The organism is Pseudomonas monteilii NBRC 103158 = DSM 14164 (assembly GCF_000730605.1).
GTDB lineage: Bacteria > Pseudomonadota > Gammaproteobacteria > Pseudomonadales > Pseudomonadaceae > Aquipseudomonas > Aquipseudomonas monteilii.
In genome coordinates this window covers 42,846-58,244 of sequence record NZ_BBIS01000012.1, presented here as the reverse complement: position 1 = coordinate 58,244, position 15,399 = coordinate 42,846, and the positions used below count along the sequence as shown (strand labels likewise).

The following is a 15,399-nucleotide window of genomic DNA, read 5'->3' as shown; positions in this document are numbered from 1 at the left end:
GTCATTCATAGATGTCGGGCATGATTGGGGTTGAGCTGTACCCCGTTCGTGCCGGGGGCGTCAAACTATGCGCATGCGGTCACGGTCACCAGGGAAGGCACGTGCCGCGAAGGAAGCGCAACGCGCCAGCCGGCCGCATTTTTCAGCCGTTAGTCGGGTCAGAACCAGGGCTTTGCCCTCGTTCTTTCGCGCTACAGGCGCACCTCTCCCGCAGCGCTTATAACTGCCTATGCACAATCCACAGATTCGACAGCGCAAACAGCGTGGTCAGTTGCGCCATATTCTTGGCCAGCCACGAAAGCGAGTCGTCATATAAACGAACTGGCGCTTGATCACCCGGAATGGGTGCTCCACTTCGAAATCGGAGAAGCTCATCTGACTCATGGGCAAGGCTTGCGTTCGGAGAATCCCTAGCATTTTTGCTAGTTGCCTTGTGCAAGGCTACTCGGCAGAGTGGAGGCGCAAGCAGCGGACAAGCGGGTTCCGCATGAAGCTGAAATATACGCGATCTTTTAGATGTATTTATTGTTACTGATTCTCCTGGTTTTGTGTTAGGAACGGTGTCCCGTTATGTTCATGCGCTCCGTAGCCACTGAGGGCAGCCTTTAGTGGGGTAAATGCCAATGCTGAATTATACGGCGCATATAGAGTTCTGAGATATTGTTAAGTGGAATGCATGGGGCGCAAATTTTCTTCATTTATTTTCGTTCTTTTGTATTGGCTGTGGGCATAACGTCTATTTGCGCTAAGCAGAAAATTGCAGAAGAGGGATATTATGATGAACGAGATTGCTTCGTGTGGTGTTGGACTAAGGAGGTTTGAGTCGTTCATGCTTCTTCTCCGAGAAGCTCGTTGGAGTGGAGGTGCTCCTGTATATCTGGTGCGTTGGTTGTTAGCGCTGCTCATAATGTTGTTGAGTGGTCTCGTGTCGGCGCAGCAGTCTAGTATCAGTAACGCCCAGCCAGGTGCGGTAGTGGACAAATCACGACCCTTCAGTGACTATCAATGGGTGATGTCCCATAATTCATTTGTCACCAACACCTGGACGGGCACCCCTAACCAAGACCTGTCGATTTCAGAGCAACTAGCCCGTGGAGTGAGAGGGCTTATGCTGGACACCTATAATAATCCGGTTCAGCTGTGTCATCCCAAGTCTGATTGTCAAACTACCTTGGTTGCAGCGCTGAATACGGTGGCTGCGTTTCTGGCAGCAAATGCAGATGCCGTAATAACTATTCATTTTGAGGATTACGCTAACAGAACAGCCATGCAGAATGCTTTCAATGCTGTACCGACTTTAAAAAACTTTGTTTTCAATCCGGTTGGGCGGTGGGGCGGGCGCTCTCAGTGGCCAACGTTGCAAGAGATGGTTAACGCTAATCAGCGGCTCATCCTCATCACGCAAAAACCAGAAAATGCGGGTGTTTATGCAAGTAATGTTTATATGTTTGAGGATGAGGATATTACCGTCGAAAACTACTGGTCTTTGGGTGATACTGCTTTTGATCACGATTTAAGTTGCAAGACGCGTTGGGCTAGTATTCCCTTGAATACAAGGCAAGCCAGTCACCCTGACTTCAACGGCTGGTCGCGGCTTTTTGTTATGAACCACTACCATGGTGTTCCCTTAAGTCAGCATAGTGGCGACGACAATGAAATGGGTGGTCGCGTGGGGCTGGTAGACAGGATCAATGGACAGTGCAAGCCAGCCGCTGGGCGAGATCCCAATTTTATTGCGGTCGATTTTGTTGATCAAGGCGATGTCTTGGAGTATGTCGAGGCCCATAATAATGGGGGCATTGTTGCCTATGAGGGGAATAATGTAAGCCAATCTCTTGTTTGTACGTTCTCCACTGCGTTTGATCGGACCGTTAGTTTGCAGGGGAGCGATCAGGCTCGGCTCGGATGCGAAAATGACGAAATGCGATCATTTTCTATGTCAGGGATAAAAAAGGGGACGCAAATTACATTTTATGACAGTCCCGATGGTAACATGCAAGACGATTACGCAGTTGTCGACATCAAGCGCGATATTGGCCGTGACAAAGTGGTGAAGGTTAATACCTTCGAGCAGTCATTCTATAGCAATGATGATTATCAGATTGTTTGGGTCAAAAATAATGGGCTCGACGGGAAGGTAAGTCGAGTCAAGGTGGAAAACGATATGTCGTTCGACTATTCAGGTGCGTCAATTGCTTTGTATGAGAGCACGGGTGGTGGTCAGAACAATCTTTGTACCATTAAGCTGGATGGTAACTATTCATTCAATTTTCCTAGCAGTCGGGGGTGCGATAATGATGAGGCTGTTTCCGCTCGCTTGCTCAAGGCAAGGAAGAATACGGTCATCCAGTTTTATGGTAATTGGAACTCAAATACCTGTGATCAGGGCTGTTCAACCATAACGGTCAAGGAGGATGTAACCACGCCTGTCACAATCCCCAGGTTTGAATACAATTGGACCAGCCCTGATCGCAAGGTCCAAGTTGTTCGTTCGGGCGGAACACAGAAACTCGATGGCAAAATATCCTCGGCTCGGGTATCAATGGATCCCTTTGCTGGTCAGAACGTCGTACCCAAGACAGCATCATCGGCTTCAGACGGATTTTGGGGGGGGTGGGGGCCGCTCCGGAAATGTCAGGCCGGAAAATTCATTTGGGGCTTCAGGCTGAAGAATGAACCTTACTTGGGGAAAGGAGACGACTCGGCTTTGAATGCCATCGAGATGTACTGTTCTAGAGACACTTCATTGCCAATTAAAAGTAAGGAAGGGCCCTGGGGTTCACAGGTTACCGGCCCGGTCTTTTGTCAGCAAAGTGACGGGCCAGTGACCGGATTCAAGATTCGCATCGAACAGTATCAAGGCAATGGTGATGATACTGCCGCCGGCAATGTGCGACTGATCTGCAGAAACGGGAAAGAGTTGGCGCTGGAACCGCGCTCTCAATGGGGTGTATGGAGTCAGCTCTTCTCTTGCCCGACAGGTCAATCTGCAAATGGCTTTGTAACCCGTGTCGAGGATCCTTTTGATGGGGACGATACGGCGCTCAATGGTATGCGATTGCACTGCGAGCTAAATGAGACACCATAGTCGAGATGACAAGAGGGTGTTCGGGTCATGTCCTTCCGGATACAGATTACGGTGATCACACTGCTTCCTGCTCCATAGCTATTGGCGACCGGTAGTTGTTGCGGCGCTGGAGCCAGATGGGGTTGTATCGCATGAAGAAGCTGGTCATATCCTGCCTGGCTTCTTCAATTTCCTTGTCACCCTTGCTGGGAACCCACTTTTGCCAATCTGAGCTACTGAATTGGCTCCCTTAGTCTGAATGAATCATCACTTGCTGCTGTGGCTTGCGGCGCCACACGACCATCACCAATGCGTCGATCGCCACGTCGCTGCACATCCACGCTTGAGCTCAGCGCGAAGCTGACGCAGCTCGGCTTGCTGGTCATCGTCTTGCTGACGATGCTCTTGGGGCTTGGCGTAGCGCTCGATCCAGGCGTAGAGGCTGTGAGCGGACATGCCCAGGCGCCGGGCAACATCGGTGACAGGCGTGCCTTTCTCGGTCGTTGGCCCGTTCGTCGTTATCATCCACCAGCACACCGCCTAGGAAGGCACCACGTCTCGCCGAAGCCTGGGCCTGGCGCCTCAGTGAATGCTTGAAGCCAGTTCGAAGATCGGCATGTACATCAGGATCACGATCAGGCCGATCAGCAGGCCGATGAACGTCATCAGCAGCGGTTCGAACAGTTTGACGAACCATTCCACCCAGCGGCCGATTTCCTGGTCGTGGAAGTCGGCGCAGCGCTCCAGCATCTCGCCGAGGTTGCCGGACTGCTCGCCGGCCTGCAGCAGACGCAGCGACACGGGTGTAACCAGGTGCCCGGCCTTCAGCGCATCGGACAGCGGCAGCCCTTCGCCCACGCGCTGGCTGGCCTGTGCCAGGCCTTGACCTGCGGCACTGCCGAGCAGGCCGCGGGCCATGCCCATGGCGGTGAGGATGGGAATGCCACCTTGCAGCAGGATACCCAACGAGCGATAGAAGCGCGCCAGTTCGTACATCATCAAACGTTGATGCAGCGCTGGCAGCCGGCGCAATTGACAGGATGCCCAGCGGCGTACCCGGGGATGGCGGCGCAGCAGCCACAGCGCCGTGACGCCACCTGCAGTGCCCAGCGCCAGAGGCAGTTGCTGCGCGTGCAAAAACAGACCGATCTGCATCAACACCCGTGACAGCCAGGGCAACTCGGTGCCCATGCCTTCGAACACCTGGCTGAAACGCGGCACCACGTAGCCGAGCAGGAACAGCACCACGCCGCCGCCTACCAGCAACAGCAGCAAGGGGTACACCGATGCGCCCACCAGCTTCTGCCGGACCAGGTCCAGGCGCTGGCGATAGCTGATGTAACGGGCCAGTGCGTCGCCCAGCGCACCGGTGCGTTCGCTGGACTGCACCAGCGCCACATACAGCGGCGGGAACACCCGGGGTTGCTGGCCCAGTGCCTGGGACAGCGAGCGGCCTTCGTACAGCTGGCGCACCAGCTCGCCCAGCACCTTGCGTGTGGCCGCAGCGGGGGCCTTTTCGGCCAGGCTTTCCAGTGCGTCGATCAACGGCAGGCCGGCATTGAGCAGGGTCGACAGTTCCTGGCTGAACAGCACCAGATCAAACGCCGCCTCGCGGCGCCAGACCGTGCCGCGCAAGGCGCCGCCGTTGCTGCGCAGGCTGAGCACACGCAGGCCTTGGTCCTCGGCCTGGCGACGGGCCTGGTCGGCGTCCTCGGCGTCGATCTGCAACTGCACCACACCCTGTCTGCCCAGGGCCTTGAGGCTGTAGCGCATGGCCGCTCTCCTTACTGCCAGCTGGTAATTTCCGCGTTTTCCCCATCACCACCCGGCTGGCCGTCCTTGCCCATCGACAGCAGGTCGTATTCACCGCCGTTCTCGCCGGGCTGCCGGTAGATGTACGGGCGGCCCCATGGGTCTTGCGGCACGGCCTTCTGCAGATACGGGCCGGTCCAGCGAGCCTCGCCACTGGGGGCGACCACCAGCGCCTGCAAGCCTTGCTCACTGTTGGGGTAGCGGCCGACTTCCAGGCGGTACAGGTCCAGAGCCTTGCTCAGCCCCTCGATCTGCGCCCGGGCCACCTTGGCCTCGGAGCGGCCGAGCTGGCTGAAGTACTTGGGCGCGACGATGCCGGCCAACAGGCCGAGCACCACCAGTACCACCAGGAGTTCAAGCAGGGTGAAGCCACGTTGCGGGTTGGTTCTGCGCTGCATGGTGAAGCCCTCCACTGCATGGGAACACGCGTTGACAGGCACCATGCAACAGCCATGCACGTCTGCCTCGGGGCCTTGCGCCATGCGGCACTGGAAGCGGCACAGTGCTTGCGTCGTGGTCATCGACCTCGGGTTTTCCGGGGCATTTCCCCCACATCGGGGGCCACGACGAAGAGGCGACCGACATGCGTGGACTCATCCTCGGTTTGATCTGGCTGACGGCAGGGGCTGCCCAGGCTGATGTGTACATCTCAATCGATGCCAAGGGGGGCTACGTACTGACCAACGTCCATCGGCCCGGACGACATTATGAAAAGGTGATCAACGAACCGCTCGCCCAGGCTGGCCCGGCCAATGCGCAGATGATCACTGGCCGCCCCTATGCCGAGGTGGTCGCCACAGCGGCACGCATCCACAATGTGCCCCCGGCGTTGTTGCACGCGCTGATCAAGGCAGAGTCCGGCTATAACCCCAAAGCCCGTTCGCCGGCGGGTGCGGTGGGGTTGATGCAACTGATGCCCGATACCGCTCGCGAGATGGGCGTGGAAGACCGCCTGGACCCGGAAGACAACGTGCAGGGTGGGGCACGCTACCTGAAGCGCATGCTGACTCTGTTTGATAACGACATCACCTTGGCCGTGGCGGCTTACAACGCGGGGCCGGATGCCGTGTTGCGGCGCGGAGCGGTGCCCCCATATGCCGAAACTCGCCGTTATGTACCTGCTGTGCTGCGCGAATACCGCAAATTGCAGGGGTTGGCAGACGATGGCGCTCTCTGAGGGGGGCGGGTACGGCTGCCGTTTCTGCAGTGACCGGCTGTACGAAGTGAAAAAAACGTTACCCTTCGGCGGATGCCATCAATTTAATACTATGGTTTCCCCAACTCTGGGCTATAACCTTCTGAAGGTGCCCAGATGTGGAGTCCGCCATGGACATCGCCCCTCGTTCCGAGACCATCGAAGTGCCTGTCGGTAACGAGTTGGCTGCCCCGCGCAAGCCCTTCAACCTTTTGCGTTGGTATGCCTGGGTCAGCCTGGCCATCATCCTGTCGGTGGCTGCCGGGCTGGGGCTGATTTCCAGCCGTTTCATCATCGATGAGAGCGTGGAGCGCGATGCCTTGCTCACCGCGCAATTCATCACCTCCATCGCCGACGCCGAAGTACGCCACGTGTCGATCCCCAACGTGCGCACCATGGGCGAGCTGATAGACCCGCGTACCGACCGCAGCAACCTGCCCGATGTCGACCCGGATGCCCGACGCAAGGCGCGCGGTGAGTTTCTCGACCATATCGCCCACCTGCCCGACATGCTGCTGGCCAATATCTATGCGCCGGACCGTACGGTGATCTGGTCCAGCAACCCGGCGCTGATCGGTAAGCTGATCAATGGCGACGACGACCTGGAGCGGGCCTTCGAGTACAAGATGCGGGTCTCGGCCAGCTACCATAACTTCGAACAGGCCCGCGCCGAGCAGAAATTCGTTACCCCGCCCGAGCAGCTGTTCATCGAAAACTACATTCCGCTGTTCGATGCCGATGGCGAGAACGTCACGGCAATGGTCGAAATCTATAAAGAGCCCCATGATCTGATCGTGCGCATCGAGCATGGCCTGATCCTGATCTGGCTGGCTATCACCGTGGGGGCCGCGCTGGTCTATATCGGCCTGTACGGCATCATGCACCGTGCCGCGCGGTTGCTGGCGGTGCAGCAGAAGCGGCTGATTAACAACGAGACCTACGTTGCACTGGGCGAGGTGTCGTCGGCGGTGGCCCACAGCCTGCGCAACCCGCTGGCGAGTATCCGCTCGAGTGCCGAACTGGCCCAGGCGTTCGACGACGGCCCGGCGCAACGTCAAGTCAACGATATCATCAGCCAGGTCGATCGCATGTCGCAGTGGATCCGCCAGATGCTGCAGTCACTGCGCCCGCTCAACGACGAGGCCGTGGCGGTGGACTTGCCACAGGCGTTGCAGGAAAGCTTGCAGACCTATGCCGTGCCGTTGGCACGCAGTGGGGTAAGCCTTGACCTGCAACCGTTACCGGCAGTGCAGGTATTGGGGCACCCGGCGTTACTGCGGCAGGTGTTCAGCAGCCTGGTTGCCAATGCCCTGGAGTCGATGGAGCAGGGCGGGCGTCTGCGTATCGAGGTGGTGCGCCAGAAACGGCGCTGCTTGACACTGCGCCTGTCCGACAATGGCAAGGGCATGAGCGAAGAGCAGCAGCGCATGGCCTTCCGGCCGTTCTTCACCACCAAACAGGGTGGGCTAGGGGTGGGCCTGGTGCTGGTGAAACGCATCATGGAGCGCTTCGGCGGTTCGGTTCGGCTCAGCAGCAGCGAGGGCCATGGTACGCGGGTATCTTTGACGTTCCGCTTGGTATCCGGCTTATAGAAAACATTAATTAATCTATTTAAGCTATTGATATTTAAAGATTTTGTAGGGTTTGGGTGATAGTTACCCAAATGTGGGGATTTTTCCTCATGCTGTATTTAGAAAAGCTTTATAAGGTACTGAATTATAATGTTTTATTGCTGGCTGGCTGAGTTCTTGCTACGTGATGTGCAGAGCGCAACACGCAACACAAGGCAGCTATCAGGCTGCCCAGGCGGGGTGCTTTCAATTGGCTGTTGGCCTTGAGGCATTTCTGAACGGACGCCCTGTGCGGGAACCACGCGATGCAGATGCTGGAAAACGAAGTTCGCGACAAGCCCGGTGCGACCGCCAGCGGTCTGGCTGTGCCATTGCGTGAGTTCAACCTGCTGCGGTGGTTTTCGGTCATCAGCCTGTTGATCATCACCGCCGTGGCGGGCGGGTTGGGTTATGTGTCAACGCGGTTCGTGGTTCGCGACAGCGTGCAGCGCGATGCCATGCTTACCGCGCAGTTCATTCAGGCCATGGCCCAGGCTGAGGTACGCCATTCGCAGTTGCCGCCAGGCACCACCATGGGTGAGCTGCTTGACCCGCGTCTGGACCTGCAGCACCTGCAGTTCATCCCCGCACTGGCCGAGTCGACCCGGGTCGAGTTCCTGGACCATGTCGAGCACTTGCCAGATACCTTGCTGGCCAACGTCTACGCCCGCGACCGCACCATCGTCTGGTCCACCAACGTCGAGCTGATTGGCAAGCGAATAGAAGCCGACGGCGACCTCGATCGTGCCTTCCGGTCGCGCAAGGCGGTGTCTGCCAGCTACCACAAGGCCGAGGAAGATCGCGAAGAACAGAAGTTTCAGCGTGAACCGCGCTACCTGTTCATCGAAAACTACATTCCGCTGTTCGACAGCCAGGGCGAGCAGGTATTGGCCATGGTGGAAATCTACAAAGAGCCACAGGACCTGGTGCGGCGCATCCAGCGGGGTTATGTGCTGATCTGGGCTTCGACACTGGTGGGCGGGGCACTCATCTATTTCGGGCTGTTCTGGATCGTGCGCCGGGCGGCGCAGATGCTGCACCTGCAACAGGACCGGCTGGTGGCCAGCGAAACCTACGTGGCGCTGGGCGAGATGTCGTCGGCGGTAGCCCACAGCTTGCGCAACCCGCTGGCCAACATCCGCTCAAGCGCCGAGCTGGCTCAGGAAACCGCCAACGCTGCTGCGCAGAAGAACATCACCGATATCATCGGCCAGGTCGACCGTATGTCGCGCTGGGTACGTGACCTGCTGGTGTCGTTGCGCCCGACCAGCGACGAACCTGAAGCCGTGGACCTGGTGGCCGCCATCGAAGACACCCACCTGGCCTTCGCCCAGCAGATCGAACGAAACGGCGTGCGCTTCCATTTCGAGGGGCCTGACGTGCAGTGGGTGGTCAGCCAGCCGTTGCAGCTGACGCAAATTCTCAACAGCCTGTTTTCCAATGCCCTGGAGGCCATGCCCTGCGGCGGTATGTTGAATGCCCAGGTCAATGTGCAGGGTGGCCTGCGTGCCGAACTCGTGCTCACCGACACGGGCAAGGGCATGAGCCAACAGCAGGAACGGATGGTGTTCAAGCCGTTCTTCACGACCAAACAGGGTGGCCTCGGTGTAGGCCTGGCCCTGGTCAAACGCATCATGGAACGTTTTGGCGGCTCGGTCAGCCTGAGCAGCCGCGAAGAGGAAGGAACCCGCGTCAGCCTTACATTCAATATCGCAGCGGGAGGGGACCATGGAGCACAGCATCCTGGTAGTCGAGGATGATGAAATTCTCGCCGACAACATTCGCACCTACCTCAGCCTCAAGGGCTACGAGGTCACCGTATGCCATAGCGCGGAGCTGGCGCTGGAGCAGATCAAACGGGCCCGGCCCGACGCGGTGCTGACCGACAACTCGCTGCCTGGCATGAGCGGGCACGACCTGCTGCGGAGCTTGGTGGCACAGGTGCCGGACCTGAAAGTGATCATGATGACCGGCTACGGCAATGTTGAAGATGCCGTGCAGGCGATGAAGGAGGGCGCCTTCCATTACCTGAGCAAGCCCGTGGTACTGGCCGAACTCAAGCTGACCCTGGACAAGGCCCTGGCTGCCGAGCGCATGGAGCGCACGCTGTCGTTCTACCAAGAGCGAGAGGCGCAGAAGTCCGGGTTGCAGGCGTTGATCGGCGAGTCGCCAACGATGCTGACCCTCAAGCACACCCTGCGCCAGGTGCTGGATGCCGAACGGCGTATGGCCAGTGACGATCTGCCACCGGTGCTGGTCGAAGGCGAAACCGGCACCGGCAAGGAACTGGTGGCTCGCGCCCTGCATTTCGATGGCACGCGCAGCAAGGGGCCGTTCATCGAGTTCAACTGCGCCTCGATCCCGGCCAACCTGCTGGAGGCCGAACTGTTCGGCCACGAGAAGGGTGCATTCACCGACGCCAAGGAGCGCCGGGTAGGCCTGGTGGAGGCGGCCGATGGCGGCACCTTGTTCCTCGACGAAATTGGCGAGATGGACCTGGTGCTGCAGGCCAAGCTGCTCAAGCTGCTGGAAGACCGCTGCATCCGCCGGATTGGTGCGGTGAAGGAGCGCAAGGTTGACTTGCGGGTGATCAGTGCCACCAACTGCAACCTGGAGCAGATGGTGCAGCAGGGCAAGTTCCGCCGCGACCTGTTCTTCCGCCTGCGCATCATTGCCCTGAAGGTGCCGCGCCTGTATGCCCGTGGGCAGGACATTCTGCTGTTGGCCCGGCATTTCCTGGCCCACCATGGCCGGCGTTATGGCAAGCCGAACCTGCGTTTTTCCACCGAAGCCGAGAGCCTGATGCTGGGCTACAGCTGGCCAGGCAATGTGCGCGAACTGCGTAATATGCTGGAGCAGACCGTGCTGCTGGCACCGAACGAGGTGGTGCAGGCGCACCAGCTGAACCTGTGCATGACGTTGATCGACGAGCCATTGGCAGCCCAGCAGGCGCCGGCAATGTTCGAAATGCCACGGCACGAGCCGGAGCCGGGCACCAGCCTGCCCGACATGGAGCGCGACCTGGTGTGCAAGACCCTGGACCGTACCGACTGGAACGTGACCAAGTCGGCGCGGATGCTGGGGCTGTCGCGGGACATGCTGCGGTACCGGATCGAGAAACTGGGGCTGACCCGGCCAGACAAGCGTCAGTGGTAGGGCAGGCGTCTAGTGCTGACTATCGTCAGTTGCGCCACTTTGCCGGCGAGTGCCCTCCTGGCCACTGCCACCCATTCCCGGCAGGTCACGGTTGTCATTCTGCTCTGCCGGCGGGCTGTCCGGGTCGTTGCCCTTGATGCGCGGGTCGGTATCCCGCGGCATGGGCTTCTCGATCGGGTTGAGGGTGCTGTCCACGCCTGGCCTTGGCGCAGTACTGTGCGGGTCGTCAGGGTAGGTCGGGCCGGTGCCGGCGGCCAAGGCCAGCGGCGAACCAAGCAGGGTGATCAGCAGAATGCTTGTGCGGGTCATGGCAGACTCCATTGCGTTGGGTAGGGCTCATACTTTTCTTCGGCCCTACCCGACGCATCCAGGTGCCATTGCCCCGATCAACGGTTACACCACCAGCGACAACAACATGATGAAGATGATGCCGACCACCGAGAGAATGGTCTCCATCATGCTCCAGGTCTTGAAGGTTTCTGCCACGGTCATGTTGAAGTATTGCTTCACCAGCCAGAAGCCGGCGTCGTTCACATGCGACAGAATCAGCGAGCCGGCACCGGTGGCCAGTACCAACAGCTCACGGTTTACACCCGGCACCAGGTCGATCACCGGAGCAACGATGCCCGCACCGGTAATGGTGGCGACCGTGGCGGAGCCGGTAGCGATGCGGATCACTGCCGCCACCAGCCAGGCCAGCATGATGGGTGAAATTTCCGCCTGCACGGCCATCTGCCCGATCACGTTGCCCACGCCAGTGTCCACCAGCATCTGCTTGAAGCCACCGCCAGCACCGACGATCAGCACGATGGCAGCAGTGGGGGCCAGGCTCTGGTCGAGCATCTTCATGATCTGCTGGCGGTTGAAGCCGCGAGCCGAACCAAAGGTGTAGAAGGCCAGCAGCAGGGCGGCGAGCAGGGCGGTGATCGGGTGGCCGATCAGGTCCATCCACTGGCGCACGATGTGCTCGGCCGGCAGCACCACGTCGGCAAAGGTTTTCAGCAGCATCAACGCGACTGGCAGCAGCACGGTGATGAGAGTGATGCTGAAACTTGGCAGGTTGCCCTGGTCGGACTCCTTGGCGATCTGGTCCATCAGTTCCTGCGACGGGTTGCCCGGGATGTAGCGGGAAATGAAGTTACCGAACAGCGGGCCAGCGATGATCGCGGTGGGCAGTGCGACGATCAGGCCATAGAAGATGGTCTTGCCGATGTCGGCGTGGAAAATACCGATCGCCAGCAGCGGGCCCGGGTGTGGCGGGACCAGGCCGTGCACCACGGAAAGGCCAGCCAGCAACGGAATGCCGATCTTCACCAGCGACACCCCAGAGCGGCGGGCGACGATGAACACCAGCGGAATCAGCAACACGAAGCCGATTTCGAAGAACAGCGGTATGCCCACCAGGAACGCGGCGAACATCATTGCCCAGTGCACGTTCTTCTTGCCGAAGGCGCGGATGAGGGTTTGCGCGATCTGGTCGGCGCCCCCGGAGTCGGCCATCAGCTTGCCGAGCATGGTGCCCAGGGCAAGGACGATGCCGACAAAGCCCAGCACGCCGCCAAAACCGTCCTGGAACGATTTCATGACTTTGGCCACCGGCATGCCGGAGGTCAGGCCCAGGAAGCCGGCCGCGAGGGTAAGGGCGACGAAGGGGTGCACTTTGAAGTGGGTGATCAGCAGGATCAGCCCGACGATGGTAACCAGCGCGTCGAGCAGCAGGAAGGTATCAGTAGCCAGTCCGAACATGGTTTGAAGGCCTCGGTCTTATCGTTGTTTTGGGCGTAGCTTTTTGGAACTTTTCCCGCGTTTGCGGGATGGGGTAGCGCTGTCTTTGGTGAGCCGGAAAACCGCCGGGGTCAGGCGGTTTGCGCCAGCCCCAGCTCACCGCAGGCCTTTAGCCAGCGGTCCACCGCTTCGGCCAGTGCTTCGACGGGTTGGGTCGCATCCAGTGGCAGGGTCAGTGGCTCGCCGCGTGGCGATTCCAGGGCAGCGAACTGGCTGTCGATCAGGCTGGCCGGCATGAAGTGACCGGGGCGGGCACGCACGCGTTTTTCCGCTTCGGCAGGTGACAGTTCAAGGAACACGAACACCAGCCCGGGCATGGCATCGCGCAGGGTGTCGCGGTAGCGGCGCTTGAGTGCCGAGCAGGTCAGGATCGGGCGCTCCCCAGCCTGGGTGGTGGCCTGCAACTCCTGACCAAGGCGTACCAGCCAGCCGGCGCGGTCGCCATCGTCCAGCGGGATGCCAGCGCTCATCTTGCGGATGTTTTCGGCAGGGTGGAAAGCGTCGCCTTCGATCAGGCGGCCGCCGCTTCTGGCAGCGATGGCGGCGCCGATGCAGCTTTTGCCGCAACCGGCCACGCCCATCACCACGATGGCGGACAGGGGAGAATTCATCAGTACCTCCTGCGGGGTGAGATAGCGCTGTCTCGTCATTGACGAACAACGACCTCCCCGGTGTTATTGGTCTTGTCCTTACGCAGTATGGACGCCTGGTGGCGAGCGCGTGATGGCTGCTACCAAAGATTACATTGCCTGCGTCCTGAGACAGCGCTACCTTAGTGGCCGTTCCCTCTCCTTGCAAGTAGTAAAATTACAACATCCATGTCCCGCACCGGCTCCCGTACTACAGGTCGTCCCACCCTGGCAGAAGTTGCCAGGCTTTCCGGGGTTTCCCCGATTACCGCTTCGCGCGCCTTGCGCGGAGTCAGCACGGTTGCGCCGGAGCTGGTGGAAAAGGTTTTCGCCGCAGCGGCAAACCTTGGCTATGTCGCCAACCCGGCGGCCCGGGCGCTGGCCTCGGCGCGTAGCCAGTCGGTGGTGGTGTTGATCCCGTCACTGTCCAACCAGCTGTTCATCGATACCCTGGAGGCCATCCACGAGGTCATGCGCCCGCGTGGGCTCGAGGTGTTGATCGGCAACTATCACTATGACCTTGCTGAAGAAGAGAACCTGATCCGCAACTACCTGGCCTATCAGCCCTGCGGCATGCTGCTGACCGGCTTCGAGCGCAGCGATGCGGCCCGCCAGATGCTGGCTGCCAGTGGTGTGCCTTGTGTGCACATGATGGAGCTCAATGGCGAGCCTGGGGCATTGTCGGTCGGGTTTTCGCAGCAGCAGGCCGGGCGTGCCGCTGCCCGGCACCTGATCGAGCGCGGGCGCAAGCGCCTGGCATTCATTGCCGCGCAGCTCGACCCACGGGTGATGCAGCGAGCCGAAGGTTTCCGCCAGGCGCTGGCCGAGGCCGGTTTGCAGGCGACCGAGCTGGAGGTACTGGCGCCGGAGCCGTCATCGATTGCACTGGGCAGTGCACTGTTCAGCCAACTGATGCAGCAGGCGCCGGATGTCGACGGCATTTTCTTCTGTAACGACGACCTTGCCCAGGGCGCGGTGCTGCAGGCCTTGCGCCAGGGGGTGGAGGTACCACGCCAGGTGGCAATGGTCGGGTTCAACGATTTGCCGGCCTCGGCGCACATGGTGCCCCGGCTGACCTCGATTCGCACGCCCCGGGCTGCTGTGGGGCGTGGGGCGGCGCAGGCGCTGCTGGCGCTGCTCGATGGCAAGCGAGTGCCGAACGCACAGCAGGACTTGGGCTTTGAGTTGATGGTGCGGGAGAGCTCCTGAGTTTCACGCCTGGGCAGTAAGCGTGTCAGGACGCTTGGTAATGAAAATGCACTAATTACAAAGTGATAGCATTGTGCTTGCATGCTAATGATGGCGATCTATGCTCATGAAACCGCGCATAAAGGAGCCCGGCGTCATGTTCGATTTCCACCGCAAGTCCGATTTGGTCGAGATCCAGCGCAGCCACCAGGCTTTGGCCACCGCGCAGGCCAAACTCGCCGCTATCAGCCGCTCCATGGCGATGATCGAATTCGCTCCCGATGGCACCATTCTCGATGCCAACGAGCGTTTCTGTCAGGCCATGGGTTACAGCGTTGACGAATTGCGTGGCAAGCACCACCGGTTGTTTTGCGAGTCAGACTACGCAAAAAGTGCCGAATACCAACAGCTGTGGCGAGAACTGGGGCAGGGCAAGGCTATCAGCGGTACCTTCGAGCGCCTCGACAAGGCCGGTCGCGAGGTATGGCTGGAGGCCAGCTACATGCCGGTGCTGGACGAGCAGCGTCAGGTCACCAGCGTGATCAAGGTGGCCGCCGACATCACACAGCGGGTGGTGCAGGAGCATGAAAGTGAAAACCTGCTCAAGGCCATCAGCCGCTCCATGGCGGTGATCGAATTCACCCCCCAGGGCCGGGTGATCAAAGCCAACCAGAATTTCCTCGACACCATGGGCTATCGCCTCGACGAGGTGGTTGGCCGGCATCATGGCCTGTTCTGCCTGCCGCATGAACGCGAGTCGGTCGAGTACCGCGAGTTCTGGGCGTCGCTTAACCGTGGCGAATACCATTCGCACCGTTTCGAGCGTATCAACAAGCAGGGCCAGATGGTCTATCTGGAAGCCTCCTACAACCCCATTTTCGACAGCAAGGGGCGCTTGAACAAGGTCGTGAAGTTCGCCAGTGACATTACCCGCCAGGTCTGCACCCAGCAGAACGC

At 59.6% G+C, this 15,399-nt stretch carries 11 protein-coding genes and 3 pseudogenes; 7 read left to right on the top strand and 7 right to left on the bottom strand.

The features are described from left to right. Positions 1–191: 191 nt before the first annotated feature. A pseudogene (locus PM2_RS30700) lies at positions 192–357 on the bottom strand (IS5/IS1182 family transposase); the annotation flags it as partial. A 421-nt stretch (positions 358–778) separates the two neighbouring features. On the opposite strand from PM2_RS30700, the gene PM2_RS29845 reads away from it, so the two are divergent. Next, the gene (locus tag PM2_RS29845; protein ID WP_161775517.1) at positions 779–3,088 is read left to right on the top strand and encodes a phosphatidylinositol-specific phospholipase C domain-containing protein; all 2,310 of its coding nucleotides are present in this window, start codon (positions 779–781) and stop codon (positions 3,086–3,088) included. A gap of 318 nt (positions 3,089–3,406) precedes the next feature. Here the strand turns inward: PM2_RS29845 and PM2_RS29840 are convergent. The 3 genes and pseudogenes from PM2_RS29840 to gspG form a co-directional block, all read right to left on the bottom strand. Beyond that, positions 3,407–3,592: pseudogene (locus tag PM2_RS29840) on the bottom strand (transposase); the annotation flags it as partial. A 57-nt stretch (positions 3,593–3,649) separates the two neighbouring features. Beyond that, positions 3,650–4,840 (bottom strand): type II secretion system F family protein, encoded by a 1,191-nt coding sequence (locus PM2_RS07300; protein WP_016714011.1) that lies wholly within the window; start codon positions 4,838–4,840, stop codon positions 3,650–3,652. Positions 4,841–4,851: 11 nt separating this feature from the next. Further along, entirely contained in the window at positions 4,852–5,277 is a 426-nt protein-coding gene (gene gspG, locus PM2_RS07295) for a type II secretion system major pseudopilin GspG (protein ID WP_028698887.1), read from the bottom strand. Positions 5,278–5,462: 185 nt separating this feature from the next. On the opposite strand from gspG, the gene PM2_RS07290 reads away from it, so the two are divergent. The 4 genes from PM2_RS07290 (at position 5,463) to PM2_RS07275 (ending at position 10,840) form a co-directional block, all read left to right on the top strand. Beyond that, positions 5,463–6,056, top strand: a complete 594-nt coding sequence (locus tag PM2_RS07290; protein WP_028698888.1) for a lytic transglycosylase domain-containing protein — start codon at positions 5,463–5,465, stop codon at positions 6,054–6,056. A gap of 149 nt (positions 6,057–6,205) precedes the next feature. After that, on the top strand, positions 6,206–7,666 hold the full coding sequence (locus PM2_RS07285; RefSeq protein ID WP_028698889.1) for a sensor histidine kinase: 1,461 nt from the start codon (positions 6,206–6,208) through the stop codon (positions 7,664–7,666). A gap of 284 nt (positions 7,667–7,950) precedes the next feature. Next, positions 7,951–9,444, top strand: a complete 1,494-nt coding sequence (locus PM2_RS07280; protein WP_033740247.1) for a sensor histidine kinase — start codon at positions 7,951–7,953, stop codon at positions 9,442–9,444. Then, complete coding sequence (locus PM2_RS07275) at positions 9,413–10,840, top strand: sigma-54-dependent transcriptional regulator (RefSeq protein WP_028698892.1); 1,428 nt, start codon at positions 9,413–9,415, stop codon at positions 10,838–10,840. Before PM2_RS07280 ends, PM2_RS07275 begins: the two co-directional genes overlap by 32 nt. A gap of 9 nt (positions 10,841–10,849) precedes the next feature. Here PM2_RS07275 and PM2_RS07270 read toward each other — a convergent pair whose 3' ends face one another. The 3 genes from PM2_RS07270 to PM2_RS07260 all read right to left on the bottom strand — a co-directional run bounded on the left by PM2_RS07270 (position 10,850) and on the right by PM2_RS07260 (position 13,236). Beyond that, complete coding sequence (locus tag PM2_RS07270) at positions 10,850–11,149, bottom strand: hypothetical protein (RefSeq protein ID WP_016714016.1); 300 nt, start codon at positions 11,147–11,149, stop codon at positions 10,850–10,852. An 84-nt stretch (positions 11,150–11,233) separates the two neighbouring features. After that, positions 11,234–12,586 (bottom strand): GntP family permease, encoded by a 1,353-nt coding sequence (locus tag PM2_RS07265; protein ID WP_028698893.1) that lies wholly within the window; start codon positions 12,584–12,586, stop codon positions 11,234–11,236. Positions 12,587–12,696: 110 nt separating this feature from the next. Next, positions 12,697–13,236: a gluconokinase gene (locus tag PM2_RS07260; protein ID WP_019099261.1), complete on the bottom strand. Its 540-nt coding sequence runs from the start codon at positions 13,234–13,236 to the stop codon at positions 12,697–12,699. Positions 13,237–13,443: 207 nt separating this feature from the next. On the opposite strand from PM2_RS07260, the gene gnuR reads away from it, so the two are divergent. Then, entirely contained in the window at positions 13,444–14,463 is a 1,020-nt protein-coding gene (gnuR, locus tag PM2_RS07255; protein ID WP_025752930.1) for a transcriptional regulator GnuR, read from the top strand. A 100-nt stretch (positions 14,464–14,563) separates the two neighbouring features. Next, positions 14,564–15,385 (top strand): annotated as a pseudogene (locus tag PM2_RS32020) (PAS domain-containing protein); the annotation flags it as partial. Positions 15,386–15,399 lie beyond the last annotated feature (14 nt).

Coding starts and splice junctions, on each gene's coding strand:
- PM2_RS07285 (WP_028698889.1), top strand. CDS start 6,206: ATGGACATCGCCCCTCGTTCCGAGACCATCGAAGTGCCTGTCGGTAAC.
- gspG (WP_028698887.1), bottom strand. CDS start 5,277: ATGCAGCGCAGAACCAACCCGCAACGTGGCTTCACCCTGCTTGAACTC.
- PM2_RS29845 (WP_161775517.1), top strand. CDS start 779: ATGAACGAGATTGCTTCGTGTGGTGTTGGACTAAGGAGGTTTGAGTCG.
- PM2_RS07275 (WP_028698892.1), top strand. CDS start 9,413: ATGGAGCACAGCATCCTGGTAGTCGAGGATGATGAAATTCTCGCCGAC.
- gnuR (WP_025752930.1), top strand. CDS start 13,444: ATGTCCCGCACCGGCTCCCGTACTACAGGTCGTCCCACCCTGGCAGAA.
- PM2_RS07290 (WP_028698888.1), top strand. CDS start 5,463: ATGCGTGGACTCATCCTCGGTTTGATCTGGCTGACGGCAGGGGCTGCC.
- PM2_RS07300 (WP_016714011.1), bottom strand. CDS start 4,840: ATGCGCTACAGCCTCAAGGCCCTGGGCAGACAGGGTGTGGTGCAGTTG.
- PM2_RS07260 (WP_019099261.1), bottom strand. CDS start 13,236: ATGAATTCTCCCCTGTCCGCCATCGTGGTGATGGGCGTGGCCGGTTGC.
- PM2_RS07270 (WP_016714016.1), bottom strand. CDS start 11,149: ATGACCCGCACAAGCATTCTGCTGATCACCCTGCTTGGTTCGCCGCTG.
- PM2_RS07280 (WP_033740247.1), top strand. CDS start 7,951: ATGCAGATGCTGGAAAACGAAGTTCGCGACAAGCCCGGTGCGACCGCC.
- PM2_RS07265 (WP_028698893.1), bottom strand. CDS start 12,586: ATGTTCGGACTGGCTACTGATACCTTCCTGCTGCTCGACGCGCTGGTT.